Below are 16991 nucleotides of genomic sequence, written 5' to 3'. Positions count from 1 at the left end.
AAAAAAGAACCGGAAAAAACCATAGGCATGCATTGCATACTCAGACTACGGAAACTGCAACAGCAATCCATCAGACGACCAGCGTTTTTCCGTCATGCCGCAAGCCGGGCAGAATCCTTGCCACATCTCCCGCTTCCTGCTAAGAACGAAAACATGCCCCCGGTACTTTCTGAAACCCTCATCTGGTGCGTCACCCTGCTCCTGTTCGGCATGGGACTGATCGGCACACTTATTCCCATGCTGCCCGGCATCATCATCATTGCGGCCGGCTGCATCTGGCAGGGAGTCATGGGCAGCCAGACCCTGGCGTGGTGGGAGTGGACCGTGCTGGCGCTTCTGGTCGCGGGAGGACTCGTCATTGACAAGCTTTCCGGCGGCATGGGAGCCAAAAAATTCGGCAGTACCTCGGCAGGAATCTGGGGCGCCGTCATCGGAGCCATTGTGGGCGCCATCCTGTTCACCCCCATTGTCGGCCTTCTGGTCATGCCGTTCCTGGGGGCACTCCTGGCCGAACTTATTTTCGCCCGCAAGGACATTGCCGCCGCATTCAAGGCCGGGTCAGGCGCCGCCCTGGGGATGCTTACGGGGCTTCTGCTTGAATTCACCTGCGGCCTGCTGATTATCGCCTGGTTCTGCTCCTGCTATTTCCTGTTCTGAACCAGGTAGGCCACTCCCATCCCTGTCATTAAAAGTTAAAACTTTAATGTAATCAGGAGAAGGATTTTTTAAATGGAATAAATTCCTGTTCCGGCAATCGGCTATAATTAAGGCGTTGATTCTAGCGCAATTTTCATTTTTATTCTGGTATTTCTAAGAAATTTATCGGAAGGGATAAGGTCTTTTCTTGTGTATTACCTTCCATTTCAAAAATAAAATGAATCCTAACGTTTCAGGCGTCTTTCATTTGGGTGACAGAAAGTTCTACATTGTCCGCAAATCACTTAACAATACTGGTTTACAAGACAATGAACAATACCCAAATTACCTAGGAACCCCGCTATCCCTTCGTTCCCATGTTCGCCAACGGACTCCCGCAGGCCGACTTCTACGTCAACGGCATCACCGCCCCCGTTCTCATCTCCCCACGTTCCGCTTCCGATGACACTCGCCATGAATGGACCGGGTACCTCAAGATCATGAAACGCGGTACCTATTTCCTTTCCCTGGACGCCGATTCCTCCATCTCCCTGGCCATCCCATTCAGGAATGTGGAACTGACCAGCGAAGCAAAGGACCTTTCCGTCAAGCCGGAGAGCGTCGTGCTGGAACAGGGGTATTACTGGTGCCAAATCGTCCATGAGCACCATGCCGCCCTGGGCTCCGGACAGGAGTTCTGCATTGCCGTTCTTTCCGACAAGGCGGAGGCGCCCGATATTAATTCCTACCTCGACCCTAATGTAACTCCTCCGGACAAGGAAGGAGAGGAAGTCATCACCCTGGTCAATCTTTATCGGGACGAGGAAGAAGAGACCACCTCCAGCAGCTCTTCGGAAGGGGGAGGGGATGATTTTGAGTTTGATCCCAAGTCAAGCAGTTCCAGCTCCAGCTCCAGCAGCAATTCCTCTTCCTCCTCCAGCGGACCGGAAGAAGAAGGCTGTCCATGCCCCTGTTCCTGCAAATGCGAGGAAGAAAGCGCTCAATCCGAGTGTGACAAGAATGGAGGACCCAACTCTGCCGGAGGCCACTCCTTCGGCGGCAACCCGGATGATGCCGACGACTGTGAAGGCATGCTGGAAGTCGGCGGGGAAAACTCCGGAGGCGGGGATGAAGGAGGCGGCGCAGCTTCCTTCAGTTTCCGGGCCAATCCTCAATGCTCCATTGGACTGCGCTACAAGCATCCCCTCGAATGGACCTGCTCCTGGGACTCCGCTTCCCGCCAGGCAACTGTCAAGCGCCCCACCGGCAGCTCCATCTCTTTCCGCGCCGACGCCGGAAGCGCCGACGCTCCCGTTTCCGGAGGCTCACGCAAACTCAACTACAGGGTCCGGCTGCTCAACCAGGACAAGTCTCCCTGTATGAACGGGGATCCCGCCTATTTGGACATGGTCCAGAGCAATGGAAGTACCCTGCGCTTCTCGGCTTCCACCGGCAAGGTTGTTTCCCTGATTTCTTCTTCCGGGGTGGAAACCACGGCGGAAGCCTATGCTGCCAAACTCCAGGTCAACCGCCATCCCTCCACCGGCGCCATCCAAAGCATCTGGTCCCAGTCGCAGGGTCTTCTCCAGGCAGTGCCTGAAGGCAACAAACTCACCCTGGAGTGGTACTCCCCCTCCCAGGTGAACAAAACCGCCCGGAGCGTAGCTGCTTCCGGGACTCCCTACAAGACGGTCAGCTATGAAAATACTGTCAAGGATGGAGAACCCGTGATGCTCATCACCGAGCAGAGGCAGGGCATGCCCGCCTTCCGCACGGAGCGGAAAGTGGAAGGCAACAATGTAACTATCACCCAGGGTGAAGGGGACGAGCGCATCGTACGGCGGATTGAGCGCAATTTCCTGCCCGGCTCCAAGTGGGAAATGATTGAGAGCTACCGCAAGATCAACGAGGAAACGCCCGTATCCTGCGTACGCACCGTCCAGAAGAGCACGGACGGAGGCTGGCTGACCATCAGCAGCACGGAAGGCTACGATACTCCCCTGGCCCAAACAACACTCTACACGTATAACGACCAGTTCCGCGTGTCATTGGAAATCAAGCCCGACGGAGGCTACACGCGCTATGAGTACGACGACCAGGGCCGGGTGGTTCTGGAAGCAACACCGTGGGCAGGAGGAGGAGAAAAAGGAACACGTACCACCTATGCCGACCTGCGTTTCAATGATTTCAGGCCGGCAACGGAAAGGGAAATCATCATTGCCCAGGACGGAACGGAAACCGTTCTGACCAAAGGAGCTACACTTATGAAGACAGCCACGAAGTCAACCGGACCACAGTTACAGAGACGGCTCTGGGCTCCGATGAGGTTCACACAAGCATCTCGGAGACTTATGGAGAAGCAACACAATACCCTTATGCCCGGGGAAGACAGAAGATGAGCCAGGGTATCAACGGCGTTCAGACCGTCTATACCTATGAAGCCACCACGGATCATGGTGCTACCCACAAGGTGACCTCAACTGTCCAGGCAAACGGGAGCATTGTTCCCGGCCAAAGTACCAGAACCGTGCAATACGTCGCTGAAAACGGCACCACCACCAGACAGGAGCAATACGTCCACACAGGTGAAAATTGGTCTTTAATTACTTCGGAAGATTATGAATACGATGTTGAACTTCGCCGTACCAAGACGACGAAGGGCAATGGACGCATCCGCACGACGGAATGGATGTGCTGCGGTCCCTTGAGAGAAACCGACGAAGATGGCATCACAACCAGCTACGCATACAACTCGGCCAAGCAACTAGTTGAAACTATTCGTTCCGCCACGGAAACCACGCCTGAAACCATCACCAGCTACATTTATGATGCCGCAGGAAGGATTATTTCCACACGAAAGGATGTCGGTGCCCTGACGACGGTTGAAAGCACGGAGTACGACGATTTGGGAAGGGTTATTTCCACAACCGATATCCTCGGACGTGTGACCAGGACCCAATACAGTGACAATCAACTCACCACCACCATTACCAATCCTTCAGGGGCTACTTTAATTACTCAAACTTATTATGACGGCTCCATTCTCCTTCAGGCCGGAACCGGCCAGCGGGAAATGGAAACCCAGCTTGAGTTGACACAGGAAGGCATCCTCACCACCACCCTGTCCCAGGGAGTCGTTCTTTCCCGAACTCTTCAAAATGGATTCGGTCAAACTATCCGACAGGAACAGCCCAATACTTTGGAAGGTTTCATTGTCACCCGAAATACCTACAACGACAAGGGACAGCTTGTCCGATCTCAATCAGAAGATATGGCACCTACAATGACTGTCTACAATGAACTCGGCAATGTCGTAAGGCAGACCATTCTTCTGGATGAATTGCATCCGCATGATCCCACTAAAAACAGGATATCAGGAAGCTCCTTGTGCTACCAGATACGGGAAGACGGTGTTTACGAAGTGCAAACTACTATCACTTACAATGCCCAAGGATTTCCCCTGACTCAGATAATAGAAAAAATAGTTTCTCAACTGAATTCCACTTTGGAAAGTAAAAAAATTACTACTGATATCTACGGACAACAGAGCATCCAATGGACAGAATACACCGCCCCTACCAAACGCACCCAATTCAGCCACATCCCTACTTCCGATATAATAGCTAAATCTTTGGTAGTCGATGGGTTTACCATAAGACAAACCAATTGTGCAGGAATCCACTCTTCACAGGAACGCTCCTATACCTCCACAGGAATGATGCTGAAGCAAACCGATGCCAGGGGCAATATCATGACAATAGAATCCGACTTAGCTGGGCGTGCTGTTCAGACAACAGATACAGCTGGCAACATGACCATTATTACCTACACTCCTTGCTGTGATGCGCCAGCCAGTATTACCAATGCTCTGGGAGACACTGCCCGCTATTCCTATGACATCCGCGGCAGAAAGATTGCTGAATATGGCACTGCCATACAGCCCTCCTGCTTTGCTTACGATGAAGCAGGACGCTTGACATCGTTAACCACCTTCAGGACGGATGAAGGCGATATTACCACCGATCCTTCCAGCCGCACCGACGGAGACACCACCAGGTGGCTCTACGATGCAGCCACGGGATTGGAACTCAAGAAAACCTATGCCAATGGTTCCTGTGTTTCCAAAACCTACGACAGGCTCAACCGCCTGGAAACACTCACCAAAGCCAGGGGCATTGTGACAACTTATCAGTACGCTCCGGCCACCGGGGAATTAGTCTCCGTCTCTCACAGCGACAACACCCAGCCATGGCTCTACTCCTACAACCACCTCGGGCAGATGACCTCTGTTTACGATGCCTCAGGAACCAGAGAACTCTGCTATGATGCCTATGGAAGAACCCAACAGAATAATTCCTTTGGGACCGTGGAAAGCTGCATCCAGGAAGAGTATGACGCCTTTGGGCGTCCCTGCGGATACCGCCTGATGATCGGAACCCGCACCGTGCAATACTCCCATCTTGACTATGGCCATCAAGGTGCCATGATCGGGATGAATATGGAAGGCTTGGATACTCCCTTCACTTGGCAGTATGACCAGATCAGCGGCTTCCTCAATCAATTGTCCTATCCCAACGGCATGGTCCGCAGGAATACCTATCATCCCCAGCTCTATCTCCTGGCTTCCATCGGCTATGAGGTCCCCGGGAATGGCGGTAGGGTGGCTGGACATGTCTACCAGTACGACCACTTGATGCGTCCCGTTCAACGAAAGGATTCATGGGAGGCTGCCACTCCGGCAACCACCAGGGACTTCACCTACAACGGCAGAAGTGAATTGACAGGGGATCAGATACAGCAAAGAGGCAACTTTGCCTATCAGTACGACAACATCGGCAATCGCAAAACCGCCCGGGAGCTGGAAGAAGAGGTATCCTACGATGCCAACAGTCTCAACCAGTACACAAACATAATTCAGGCGGATGTTTCCTTTGACCCTCTCTATGATGCGGACGGCAATCAGACCAGGATGAAAACCTCAACGGGCATCTGGAATGTTTGCTACGATGGCAATGACAGGCCTGTTTCCTTTACCAGCGAAGATGGTTATACTTTAGTAGTTTGCAATTACGATTATATGGGACGCCGCTTTGAAAAGAAAGTAATAGTCAACGGAACATATATCAGCCATACTTATTATTTGTACCGAAACTATCTGCAAATAGCGGAATTGGACGTGATGCAACCGGTCCCCATTCTGGTGAAAAGCTATTTATGGGAGCCAACGGAACTGGAAACTACGCACATCTTAATGATGACATTCCAGAAAGAGAACGTGACAGAAATTAAAGAACATCTATATTTTATGTATGATATTCTGAAAAATGTCACCTCTATTTTCGACGGATTGCAAACACGGAGAGCTCGCTATGAGTATACTCCCTTTGGTGCCCCTCTGACAATGGAAGGAGATATGGCCCAAAACAACAAATTCCGTTTTTCCTGTGAGTATGAGGATGATGAATTAGGACTTATTTATTACAATTATCGGCATCTCAACCCCTTAACCGGCAGATGGATTAATCGTGATTCCATTGCTGAACAAGGTGGATGGAATTTGTATACTTTATGTATGAATTCTCCGATTCTAAAATATGATATATTGGGAAAATCAGCTTCTGGATGGGGAGGAGGTATTAGCTTTGCATTATGGCTTGCTTGTGCTGCACATGCTTTTATAAAAGCATGGTTTCATAGTACTAAAGATGATAAATTTAAGCATTGCTATGCAACCTGCCTTATTTCTACGAATTGTGGGAAATAGACAGCAGTAGGAACAGGTACGGCAAAAGAAGTAGCAGATCTTCTCACTGCACAGGTTGAAAATTGGTGGGGAAGCATTTCCGATGCTCAGTTAGGAAGAGTCATAGCTGACTCTCTAAAAGATTTGGAAGCTGATCTAGCTTGCCTTAACGAAGGAAGTTCTAAAGATTGCGAATGTTGTTGTAATATAAAAATTAAACGTCTATTTCATAGTTAATATTATAAAATATGAGCTTAAAAATAAGTAACTTGTGTTTCATTTATATGATTTTCAACTCCGTTTTAATCTTTTTTCCTATAATTGAAACACAGCCAGAATCATATTATCACGAAGATATTAATTTATCTCTCATCTATATTATTCCACTAATATTTGGATTTTTTATTATTTTCATAGAAAATTTAATATTCAAAAATATTGTAAAACGGAAAAACATCATTAAAAAAACGATTATTTTTATAATTTCCTTTATATTAGTTATTACACTCGTCAACTTATTACAATATGACGATAATATGTATTATTGGTTAATGGCTCCTACTGGTCAAATAATAATGTATTCCCATATTTTTATGAGAATAAATTTTAACTAAAAAATAATGGATATCATCATATAAAAATTCATCTTTAGTTATTTATTTTTCTCTTCAACAAGCAAAATAAAATTCCTACCAAAATAATAATTTAAAAAATCGGAATTATGTAGAATAATCTTGTTGGAATGTTGCATTGGTGCTAACGCTGATATTCGGTAATAAATTGGCAGGAGAGGCAGCCAAAACGACTGATACAAGACTAAAGTAAATAGTTCCTTTAAAAAATTATCCCGTCCATACTTTTTTTGAATTTGGTTCAAGAGTACTTTAGCGGAGTTTTCCGAAGGTTCGTTAAAATGAGTTGGTAGAGATTTTCATGTCAATGATTAAATCTGTATTCAGATTCTTTGAGATGAAGAGAAAATAAAGATACTCTGAGCCCTCTAAACTTGCTCATCCTTGTCTTTGACACGCCCCAAAAACCTTCAATACCATTCACATGGATTTGATTCCGAGCCCATTCGTTTTTGCCATGATCAATACTTTCATGCTTGAGGTATCCATATCGAGCAAGAGGCAAATAACTACGGAATCCATCGGTATAGATTGTCGAGTTCAAGGGAATCTTCTTCCGTATAATCTCAATTAGTGTCTGACTTTTTACGTTGGGCGCGATACATGTATAAACTCTTCCCGTGTATCTTTCATAGATGCCAAAAACAATGATTTTACCGGCTGCTCCCCGACCTCTTTTACCTCTAATGCGCCTGGCTCCAAAATAGCTCTCATCACATTCAAAGACTCCTTGCGAGAAAATGGCTTGCTCTTCACATAGCTCGGCAAGTCTTACTCTGATGGCATGAAGTATTTTATTGATTGTTTTGCGACTGATGCCTGTGAAAACTGATATTTTTGAGGCCTCAATATCAAGAGAAAACAAACGAATAAGTTCTCTAAACTTCTTCTCTGAAATATGGGAACGAAAAATATATCTATTGCGCACTCATAGAGAATAAATTACATCTCCATGCATGACGCTAAAGTACTCTTGAGCCAAAAATAATTGTCAAAACTAAGTCAGGCGATACATGTACCATAAAATTATATAGGAGAAAACTAACTATTGCCAGTTCCAAGGGTTATCAGGCTGAAATATATTTATTGTACGAAGGCATACTTATTGAGTGTGATGAAAATCATATTGAAACTAATGCATGCTTGAGCTATTTTTTGTGGCTTATCATCTTTGGAAGCAGAAGGCAAAGAGACAATTAGTGCATGTAAACGACGCAGATGTAAAACAGAGAATTTCTGATTACCCACGCCAGGCCTCATATCATTTTCATCCGGTTTTCCTGTTCTGACGGACGGAGAACCCGACAGGATAGGCCGATATTCTTTCTCTTTTCAAAAACAGACCTTTCCCTGATAAAAGATGCCTTTTTCAAGCGTATGTCTTTAAAGTCGAACTGGCAGCTTGCCTTCCCCTTGGAATCGGCAAAGAATAAACGCCACTAATATCCGTTACGGCTTTATGGATGCCCCTCTTCTGATACCTGTCGTCATAATGGGAGTTTTCATCTTCCTTGGAATCATTCTTTCCATGGAGAAATGCTCCTTTCTGATTGCCGGTTATAATCTGATGAGCCGAGAGAAAAAAGAACGGTACGATGAACGCGCCCTGTGCCGCTTCGCCGGCAAGTTGATGTTTTTCCTGGCTTTCTGCATGCTGCTCAGCATCATCAGCACCATTCTGGAAAGTCCCGTACTTCTTTCCATCGCCGTGTTTCTTTTTGTCGCCGCTATTACATTCGCCGTCATTTACGCCAGTACCGGGAACAGGTTCAGGAAATAACCTCCAGCCTCCGGACGGCGGAACATGTTCATTGACAGCAGACGCCCGCAGGGCTAGCATGGTTTCAATCGCTTCCGCCCTTATGAACCGGCCCCTTCTTCTCTCTCTGTGCCTTCTTCCAGTCCTGGCCGTCATGGCCCTCCTCCTGTCCCTCCCCTGTTGCACCCGGCTGTTCCAGCCCTGCGGCTCCGGCAATATTCCGAACACGGAACAAACGGAAGAGCGTTTGAGAACGCATGTGTTCCAACTGGCAGATACTATCGGGGAACGCAACGCCTACAAGGCAGGAACCATGGAACGTTCCGCCCAATACATTGAACAGGCCCTGGCCGGAATGGGTTATGCCGTCACGCGCCAGGCCGTGCGTATTCCCCGCTCCGGGGAATACGGAGCCGTGCGCGACAGAACCGTGTACAACATCATTGCCACGAAGAAAGGCAGCTCCCCCAACGCGAAAACACTCATCATCGGCGCGCATTACGATACCAAGGTGGGCATGGACAACTGGCACGACCACGGCCCCGCAAGACCTTCCCGCACGGGCACGCCCGGAGCCAATGACAACGCTTCCGGCGTAGCCGCCCTGCTGGAAGTGGCCCGGATTCTGGCGGTCTCCGACACTCTTCACGACGTCTGCCTGGCAGCTTATGCCAACGAGGAACCGCCCTTTTACCAAACCCCCGCCATGGGCAGCGTGGTACACGCCAAATCCATCGCCGCCCGGCCGGGAAAAGACAAGGTCATCGGCATGATCGCCCTGGAAACGCTTGGCTGCTATTCTCCGCGGGTGAACAAGAAGCGCAAGTCGGCCGTGGTCGCCGGACTGGCCGGACTGCCGGACCGTTGCGACTATGTGGCTTTCCTGTCCACCAATACGGGGAAAAACTTCGCTCGTTCCTGTGCCGACGAGTTTGCCGCCCTGAGCCGGTTCCCGGTGCGTTCCGCCTCCTTCCCCTATTACACGAATGGCGTTTCCTGGTCCGACGACTGGGGCTACATGAAGGAGGGCATTCCCTCCTTTGCCGTTACGGATACGGCCTTCCTCCGCTGCGACGACTACCATGAAACCAGCGACACGGCCGAGAAACTGGACTATCCCCAGTTTGCGGAAGTCGTTCAGGGACTTGCCGGACTCATCATTTCCATTGCCAGCAAACCATGAACATTCCATCCCTTTTTTGCGCCGTCTCGCTGATTTTTGTTCCCGCCTCGTCCGGTGCGGATTCCTTTTCCGCCACTCTCAAAAAATTGCCCGCGGAATCCGGGAAGTCCTCCTTTGTCTCCAACGGGATTCCTCTGGAACTCAAGGCGGCGGACATGCAGGAAAAATACATTGATCCCACCAGGGTCACGGACGTGGGGAAAGCGCAAATGCAGTTTTATTTTCCCGCCGGGTGGCGCTCCCGGGACAAACGCCCGGCCCTGTGCATCTTTCCGGGCGGAGGCTACGCCCTCATGGCCATTGACAAGGAAGGCGCGCACATCGCCCGATGGGCGGCGGAGCATGGCATGGTGGGTGTGGTCGTCAAGTACCGCGTTTCCCAGGAAAACAATGCCATAGGCAAATTTCCCGGCCCCCTGCTGGATGCCCGGCAGGCCCTGCGCCTGACGCGCAAGCATGCCGGGAAACTCGGCGTCGATCCCGGAAAAATCGGCGTCATGGGCTTTTCCGCAGGAGGCCATCTGGCCGCCATGGCCGCTACACTGTGGAACAAGACACTTCCGGAAGAAGCGGACAATCCCCTCAGATCCGTCTCCGCCCGTCCGGATTTTGCCATGCTGATTTATCCCGTTATCACGATGGCCCCAAAAGATACTCATCCGGGCACGCGCAACAAAATCATCGGCTCCAAGCCCGACCCGTCTTTGGAAGAATTGTGCTCCTCCGAACGGCAGGTTACGCCAAACACGCCGCCCGTCTTCCTCGTTCACGCCCAGGATGACGGCGTAGCCTCCGCCAACAGCAAATTCATGGAAAAGGCCTGCCGGGACAAAGCAGTTCCCGTGACATTGCGCCTTTATTCCAAGGGAGGGCACGGCTACGGCATGGAGAAGCGCGGCAATCCAACCGACCGGTGGCCGGAGGACGCCGAAAAATGGCTTTCCGAACGGAAAATCCTGCCAGCCGACGCCTCGAGCCGCGGAACGGATAATACCGCGGAGGTGGATTCTTCCGGAAAGCGGGAGGAATGAACGGCATAGGTCCGGGCTGTGCCGCACCGCGGGGTTGACCGGAAACGGACCGGGTGATACTTTTTCCGGGCATGAGTGCGCCCGAAAAAAATTATAAAGACACCATCCTGTTGCCGAAGACCGGCTTCCCGATGAGGGGAGACTTGACGAAAAACGAACCCGTACGCCTGAAAAAGTGGGAAGACACCGGGCTGTACGAACGAATTTTGTCCCGCAGGATAGAACAGGGCGCACCCCGTTTCCTCCTTCACGACGGCCCCCCCTTCGCCAATGGCGACGTGCACATGGGCACGGCCCTGAATAAAATTCTGAAGGATCTGGTCCTCAAGTCCAAAACCATGGCCGGCTATGCCGCCCCGTACATTCCCGGCTGGGATTGCCACGGCCTCCCCATCGAATTCAAGGTGGTGCAGAAGGCCCGCGACCTGGACGCCGCGGAAATCCGCCGCCGCTGCGTAGAATTTGCCAAGGGCTTCATCGACATTCAACGGACTTCCTTTCGCCGCCTGGGCGTTTTCGGCGACTGGGAGCACCCCTACCTGACGATGGACCCGGCCTATGAAGCCAACATCCTGCGTGTCTTCGCCAAACTGGTGGAAGACGGAGCCGTGTACCAGAGTCGCAAACCCGTGCAGTGGTCCTACGGCGCTTATACGGCCTTGGCGGAAGCGGAAATCGACTACAAGGAAAAGGTCAGTCCTTCCGTTTTCGTCCGCTTCCCGCTGCTGGACAATCCCCTGGGGCTGAAGGCTTCCATGGTCATCTGGACCACCACTCCGTGGACACTGCCCGCCAACGTAGGCATCGCCCTTCATCCGCGCTTCACGTATGTGGCCGGAAAATTCATGAAGGACGGCCAGACGGAAACCCTCATCATCGTGAAAGAGCTTCTGGATGCGTTCGCGCAGAAAACGGGCTGGGCCCTCGCGGAAACCATTCGTGAATTCCAGGGGGCGGAACTGGAAAACTGCGAAGCCCGGCATCCCTTCCTCTCCCGCACATCCAAAATCATTTTGGCGGATTTTGTCACGACGGACACCGGCACCGGCGCGGTCCACATCGCTCCCGGCCACGGTGCGGACGACTACAACGCGGGGCGCCAGTACGGGCTGCCCGTTCTTTCCCCTGTGGACGACGACGGCAAATACACGGAAGAAGTGGGTGTTCCCGCCCTGGTGGGGAAACACGTGTTTGACGCCAACAAGGACGTCATCGCCATGCTGGAAAAGGACAACAATCTCTTCGGCGTGGAGGAATACCGCCACCAATATCCGCACTGCTGGCGTTCTAAAACACCCATCATCTTCCGCGCGGTGGAACAATTCTTCATTTCCATGGACAAGCTGCGCCCGCAAGCTCTGGAACAGATTGACAAGGTGCAATGGCTGCCCGCCTGGGGCCGCAACCGCATTTACGGTACCGTGGAAGCCCGTCCGGACTGGTGCATCTCCCGCCAGCGCACGTGGGGCGTCCCGCTTCCCGTCTTTTTTGACGAAGACGGCAAAGCCATTCTGGACGCCGCGCTGGTGCGCAAAATCGCGGACATGGTGGAATCCCACGGCTCCAACATCTGGTTTGAACTTTCCGACGAAGCCCTGTGCGAACGCCTGGGCCTTCCCAAAAACTGGAAAAAGGGCAAGGACACACTGGACGTCTGGATTGATTCCGGCAGCTCCCACATGGCCGTCATGGATTCCCGCCCCGGCCTGGACGCCCCTGCGGACCTGTACCTGGAAGCCACGGACCAGCACCGCGGCTGGTTCCAGAGTTCCCTGATGCTTTCCGTCGCCTGGCGCGGCACGGCTCCGTACAAGGCTGTGATGACCCACGGATTCGTGGTGGACAAGGACACCGGGAAAAAGACTTCCAAGTCTGACGCCAAGAGTGGCAAGCCCATCGACGCCGCCTATTACTACGACAAGTACGGCGCGGACATCGTGCGCCTGTGGGCCGCCTCCGTAGACTGGCAAAATGAGGTCCCCTTCGGGGAAGACCTCTTCAAGCAGGTCACGGAACCTTACCGCCGCCTGCGCAACACCCTGCGCATCCTGCTGGGCAACATCAACGGGTTCGACTTTGCCGCTCAGGCCGTCTCTCCGGAACACATGCCCATCCTGGACCGCTGGATTCTGGAACGCCTCAACGCCGTTATCCGTGAAACGCTCAAGGCTTATGAGGCCTATGACTTCCGCAAGGCGTTCAGCGTCATTAACCAATTCTGCACGAGCGACCTGTCCGCGCTGTATGTGGACACCACGAAGGACCGCCTTTACTGCGACTCCGTCACTTCCGTGCGCCGCCGCGCCACGCTGACGGCCATGACCATCATCTTCAAGGCCCTGTGCCGCCTGCTGGCCCCCATCCTGGCCTTTACGGCGGACGAAGCCTGGGAATACGCCGGTTATGAAGGCAGCGTGCATGAACAGGACTTCCCCGTCCCCATGCCGGAATATGATACGCAGGAAGCCTCCTCCGTCGTCTCCCGCCTGCTGGAAATCAAATCCGTCATCCAGGTGGCGATCGAAGAGCAGGTAAAGGCCAAAACCTTCTCCAAAAATAATGAAGCGGACATCCGGCTCACCGTCCCCGCCAATGAAAGCGAGGACGTGGTGGCCCTGCTGGAAGACCGCGCCTTCTGCACGGAATTCTTCATCATTGCGGGCTTGAGTGTCCAGACCGGTCCGGAACTGGCCGCTACTGCCCTCAGGACGGAACACGCCATGTGCCCAAGATGCCGCCGGTATGAACCTGAAGAAGAGGGTACAGATGTCTGCGAACGCTGCTCGGAAGTACTTTCCTGAACCGTAAACAATCCTTCCCTGACTCATGGACAACCAGACGGAAACGGACTCCGCTCCCCGCACAAAGAAAAACCTCGGCTGGCTCTGGTGGAGCCTGCTGGGCGTGGGGCTGTACATTTTGGACCAGGTCAGCAAGCTGTGGATCATCCATCGCTTTCCGCTGAATTATGTGGACGAGCATGCCCACAAGTATGCTTATATACCCGATTTTCCGGGGTTTCAGCACGTTCATGCCGACGGCATCATCGATTTCTTCACCAACGGTCCCGTACCTGCTGAAGACATGGCACGATATACCGACCTGAATCAGAATTCAGTGGACGCACTGAACCGCCTCCGGGATCTGGAGCCCATCACCTTCCTTGATGGAACGGTAAACATCACCAGGGTGCACAATACGGGTGTGGCCTTCGGCCTGGGGAACGGAACGGCCTGGTCCAGCTACGTTTTCCTGGGCATTCCCGTGCTGGCAATCATCGCCCTCATCATACTATACCGGAAAAACTTTTTCCATACGGTATGGCTCAAGCTTGCGTACGTGCTTCTGCTGGCAGGTGTGGCCGGCAATCTGACGGACCGCCTCCTGCAGGGGTTCCTGCTTCCCTACGAACAGCCGCACGGCTTCTTCACCAAGCTGCTGAACGGCTATGTGGTGGACTTCATCGACGTCACCCTTCCCGTAATCAACTACCGCTGGCCAGCCTTCAACGTGGCGGATTCCTGCATCTTCGTGGCGGCGATCATCTTCTTCATCGCCAGCATCTTCTCTTCCCGCAGCAAAGAGGCAACCCCATCCTGAAACGATCATGACCTTGCGGACTTTCATCCTGTCAGGCCTGCTGTTGTGCGGAAGCGCCGCTTCCGGCAAGGATGAGCTGTCCTTCAAGGAAATGGTCGTCCCCGTCAAGGTGGCCCCGGCCCAGGACAGCATCACGGCGGCGTTCCCCTTCACCAATACTTCCGGCGTTCCCGTCACCATCAGCAAAATCAACGTCTCCTGTGACTGCACCACCGCCGGGGTCACGGACAACAAGCTGACTTACGCTCCGGGGGAATCCGGAACCGTGACAGCCGTGATGAAAACCGGCAATTTTTCCGGTACGGTGGACAAAGACATGACCGTACACGCCAACGGCTCCACCTACAAGCTGATCATCCGGGCACAGATTCCGGATATCATCCGCATGGAGCCCCGCAAGCTGGAATGGACGAAGGGGGCCCCTTCCACCCCCAAGACCATCCACATCACCATCTCCAAGGAACTGCCCGTCAACCTGACAACGGTTGACCTGACGGGGGACGCTTTTGACTACGAGCCCGTCACCGTTCAAAAAGGGAAGGAATACAAAATCATCGTCACTCCCAAATCTACGGACAAGCCGGCTTTCAATACCATCTGGGTGCGGACGGACTCCACTGTTCCGCGCTACAAGCGGCAAATGGGATTCCTGACCATCAAGGAAGACTGATTCCCATCATACCCCGCCATGAGAGACGCCTTTTCCACCGCCCTGAAACTTCTGCTGGTCATACTTCTTCTGGCCGTGGGGATAGCCGTGCTGGACCTGCGCGTCATCCAGCCGCTGCGCACGCCGCCCTGCAATCCGGAATTGCTGGAGGAAGGGCACGTCTGCCTTTCCCAGCTGCTGAAGGACTGGCCGGGAAAAATCGTCTGGATAGACGCCAGAAAGCAGGACGACTTCGAACGCCACACCATTACACAGGCCCCCGTTTATCCCGTGCGCCCTGCGGACGACAATTACCAGGAACTGCTTGCCAATGCCATGGAAGCTCTGATGACGGCGGAGGACAAGGGATACTGCATCGTCATTTTCTGCAGCAGGGACTGCAATTCCAGCACAGCCGTAGCTAACGAACTTAAAAAGCCGGAATACGGCATCCGGGCGCCCGTCTTCATTCTGGAAGGCGGCTGGGACGAACTGCGCAAAGAACCTTCACTTGTACAATAACCATGCTTGATACAGCAACCATCCGCGCCCAGTTTCCGATTCTGGAAACCCAGGTGCACGGCAAACCGCTTATTTACCTGGATAACGCGGCCACCACTCAAAAGCCGCTGGTCGTCCTGGACGCCTCCCGACGCTATTATGAAACGCAGAACGCCAACGTCCACCGCGGCTCCCATTACCTGAGCCAGCTGGCCACGGAAGCGCACGAACAGGCGCGGGAAACAGCCGCCGGATTCATCAACGCTCCGGAAACGGCGGAACTCCTGTTCACCTCCGGCTGTACCATGGGCATCAACCTGGCGGCGGACACAATTGCCAAATCCGGGATGGTCAAACCCGGGGATGAAGTCATCCTGTCCGCGGCCGAACACCATTCCAACATCGTCCCGTGGCAGATGCTCTGCGAACGCACGGGCGCGGTCCTCCGCGTCATACCCCTGATGCCGGACCAGATGCTGGACATGGAGGCCTATCAGCGGCTGCTTTCCTCCCGGACCCGCATCGTGGCCATCGGGCATGTCTCCAACACGCTCGGAACGGTCAATCCCATTCGGGAAATCACCGCCCTAGCCAAACAAAACAGGCCGGACACTATCGTTCTGGTAGACGGTGCGCAGGCCGTCTCCCACATGAAAGTCGACGTTCAGGAACTTGGCTGCGATTTTTACGCCTTTTCCGGCCACAAGCTGTACGCTCCCACCGGAATCGGCGCCCTGTGGGGAAAGAGGGAACTTCTGGAGCAGCTCCCGCCGTGGATGGGCGGCGGCGAAATGATCAAGGAAGTCACCTTTGAAAAAACCGTTTACAACGATATCCCCTTCAAATATGAGGCAGGCACCCCCAACATTGAAGGAGCCGTCGCCATGGCCGCCGCCATGGACTACGTATCCGGGCTGGGGTTGCACAACATCGCCGCTCATGAACAAAAGCTCACGGACATGGCCGTGGAGGGACTGAAGGCCATGCCGCAGCTGACCGTGCTGGCCCCGGATGTGCCGCACAACGCCGTCGTTTCCGTACTGGCGGAGGGCATCCACCACTACGATCTGGGAACCCTTCTGGACCAGATGGGAATAGCCGTGCGCACCGGGCACCACTGCTGCCAGCCTCTCATGTGCTCATTGGGAACCACGGGAACCACCCGCGCCTCATTCGCCCTGTACAACACGGAAGAGGAAGTGAAAACCTTCCTCCAATCCATGAACAGGGCGCTGGAAATGCTTTCCTGATCCATTC

Annotated in this window: 11 protein-coding genes and 1 pseudogene; 11 read left to right on the top strand and 1 reads right to left on the bottom strand. The window is 52.9% G+C overall.

What is annotated here, in order from left to right:
- Nucleotides 1-153: 153 nt before the first annotated feature.
- From V3C20_RS09030 to V3C20_RS09020, 3 genes are all read left to right on the top strand, one after another.
- Complete coding sequence (locus V3C20_RS09030; protein WP_161981440.1) at nt 154-657, top strand: DUF456 domain-containing protein; 504 nt, start codon at nt 154-156, stop codon at nt 655-657.
- A 356-nt stretch (nt 658-1013) separates the two neighbouring features.
- Complete coding sequence (locus tag V3C20_RS09025) at nt 1014-3035, top strand: hypothetical protein (RefSeq protein WP_330935356.1); 2022 nt, start codon at nt 1014-1016, stop codon at nt 3033-3035.
- Nucleotides 3032-6400, top strand: a complete 3369-nt coding sequence (locus V3C20_RS09020; RefSeq protein WP_149877615.1) for an RHS repeat-associated core domain-containing protein — start codon at nt 3032-3034, stop codon at nt 6398-6400. Before V3C20_RS09025 ends, V3C20_RS09020 begins: the two co-directional genes overlap by 4 nt.
- 918 nt (nt 6401-7318) lie before the next feature.
- On the opposite strand, the pseudogene V3C20_RS09015 reads toward V3C20_RS09020, so the two are convergent.
- Nucleotides 7319-7939 (bottom strand): annotated as a pseudogene (locus V3C20_RS09015) (IS1595 family transposase); the annotation flags it as partial.
- Between the two features lie 531 nt (nt 7940-8470).
- Here V3C20_RS09015 and V3C20_RS09010 point away from each other — a divergent pair.
- The 8 genes from V3C20_RS09010 (at nt 8471) to V3C20_RS08975 (ending at nt 16984) form a co-directional block, all read left to right on the top strand.
- Nucleotides 8471-8791 (top strand): DUF3784 domain-containing protein, encoded by a 321-nt coding sequence (locus tag V3C20_RS09010; protein WP_130084701.1) that lies wholly within the window; start codon nt 8471-8473, stop codon nt 8789-8791.
- Nucleotides 8792-8873: 82 nt separating this feature from the next.
- The gene (locus tag V3C20_RS09005; protein ID WP_161981426.1) at nt 8874-9953 is read left to right on the top strand and encodes a M28 family peptidase; all 1080 of its coding nucleotides are present in this window, start codon (nt 8874-8876) and stop codon (nt 9951-9953) included.
- Entirely contained in the window at nt 9950-10984 is a 1035-nt protein-coding gene (locus V3C20_RS09000; RefSeq protein ID WP_130084703.1) for an alpha/beta hydrolase, read from the top strand. The genes V3C20_RS09005 and V3C20_RS09000 overlap by 4 nt, the downstream gene beginning before the upstream one ends.
- Nucleotides 10985-11055: 71 nt before the next feature.
- On the top strand, nt 11056-13785 hold the full coding sequence (gene ileS, locus V3C20_RS08995) for an isoleucine--tRNA ligase (RefSeq protein WP_130084704.1): 2730 nt from the start codon (nt 11056-11058) through the stop codon (nt 13783-13785).
- Nucleotides 13786-13810: 25 nt separating this feature from the next.
- On the top strand, nt 13811-14584 hold the full coding sequence (locus V3C20_RS08990; protein ID WP_130084705.1) for a signal peptidase II: 774 nt from the start codon (nt 13811-13813) through the stop codon (nt 14582-14584).
- A 7-nt stretch (nt 14585-14591) separates the two neighbouring features.
- Entirely contained in the window at nt 14592-15254 is a 663-nt protein-coding gene (locus V3C20_RS08985; RefSeq protein ID WP_130084706.1) for a DUF1573 domain-containing protein, read from the top strand.
- Nucleotides 15255-15272: 18 nt separating this feature from the next.
- Nucleotides 15273-15755, top strand: a complete 483-nt coding sequence (locus V3C20_RS08980) for a rhodanese-like domain-containing protein (RefSeq protein WP_130084707.1) — start codon at nt 15273-15275, stop codon at nt 15753-15755.
- Nucleotides 15756-15757: 2 nt separating this feature from the next.
- Entirely contained in the window at nt 15758-16984 is a 1227-nt protein-coding gene (locus V3C20_RS08975; protein WP_130084708.1) for a cysteine desulfurase, read from the top strand.
- The last annotated feature ends 7 nt before the right edge of the window (nt 16985-16991 follow it).

It is taken from the genome of Akkermansia sp. RCC_12PD (assembly GCF_036417355.1).
GTDB lineage: Bacteria > Verrucomicrobiota > Verrucomicrobiia > Verrucomicrobiales > Akkermansiaceae > Akkermansia.
Note: the sequence above shows the minus strand (reverse complement) of the source record. Positions and strands in the feature narration are given on the sequence as shown.

Bases quoted from the DNA above. Each gene is read 5' to 3' on its own strand.
- V3C20_RS09030 (WP_161981440.1), top strand. From the start codon at position 154: ATGCCCCCGGTACTTTCTGAAACCCTCATCTGGTGCGTCACCCTGCTC.
- V3C20_RS09025 (WP_330935356.1), top strand. From the start codon at position 1,014: ATGTTCGCCAACGGACTCCCGCAGGCCGACTTCTACGTCAACGGCATC.
- V3C20_RS09020 (WP_149877615.1), top strand. From the start codon at position 3,032: ATGAGCCAGGGTATCAACGGCGTTCAGACCGTCTATACCTATGAAGCC.
- V3C20_RS09010 (WP_130084701.1), top strand. From the start codon at position 8,471: ATGGATGCCCCTCTTCTGATACCTGTCGTCATAATGGGAGTTTTCATC.
- V3C20_RS09005 (WP_161981426.1), top strand. From the start codon at position 8,874: ATGAACCGGCCCCTTCTTCTCTCTCTGTGCCTTCTTCCAGTCCTGGCC.
- V3C20_RS09000 (WP_130084703.1), top strand. From the start codon at position 9,950: ATGAACATTCCATCCCTTTTTTGCGCCGTCTCGCTGATTTTTGTTCCC.
- ileS (WP_130084704.1), top strand. From the start codon at position 11,056: ATGAGTGCGCCCGAAAAAAATTATAAAGACACCATCCTGTTGCCGAAG.
- V3C20_RS08990 (WP_130084705.1), top strand. From the start codon at position 13,811: ATGGACAACCAGACGGAAACGGACTCCGCTCCCCGCACAAAGAAAAAC.
- V3C20_RS08985 (WP_130084706.1), top strand. From the start codon at position 14,592: ATGACCTTGCGGACTTTCATCCTGTCAGGCCTGCTGTTGTGCGGAAGC.
- V3C20_RS08980 (WP_130084707.1), top strand. From the start codon at position 15,273: ATGAGAGACGCCTTTTCCACCGCCCTGAAACTTCTGCTGGTCATACTT.
- V3C20_RS08975 (WP_130084708.1), top strand. From the start codon at position 15,758: ATGCTTGATACAGCAACCATCCGCGCCCAGTTTCCGATTCTGGAAACC.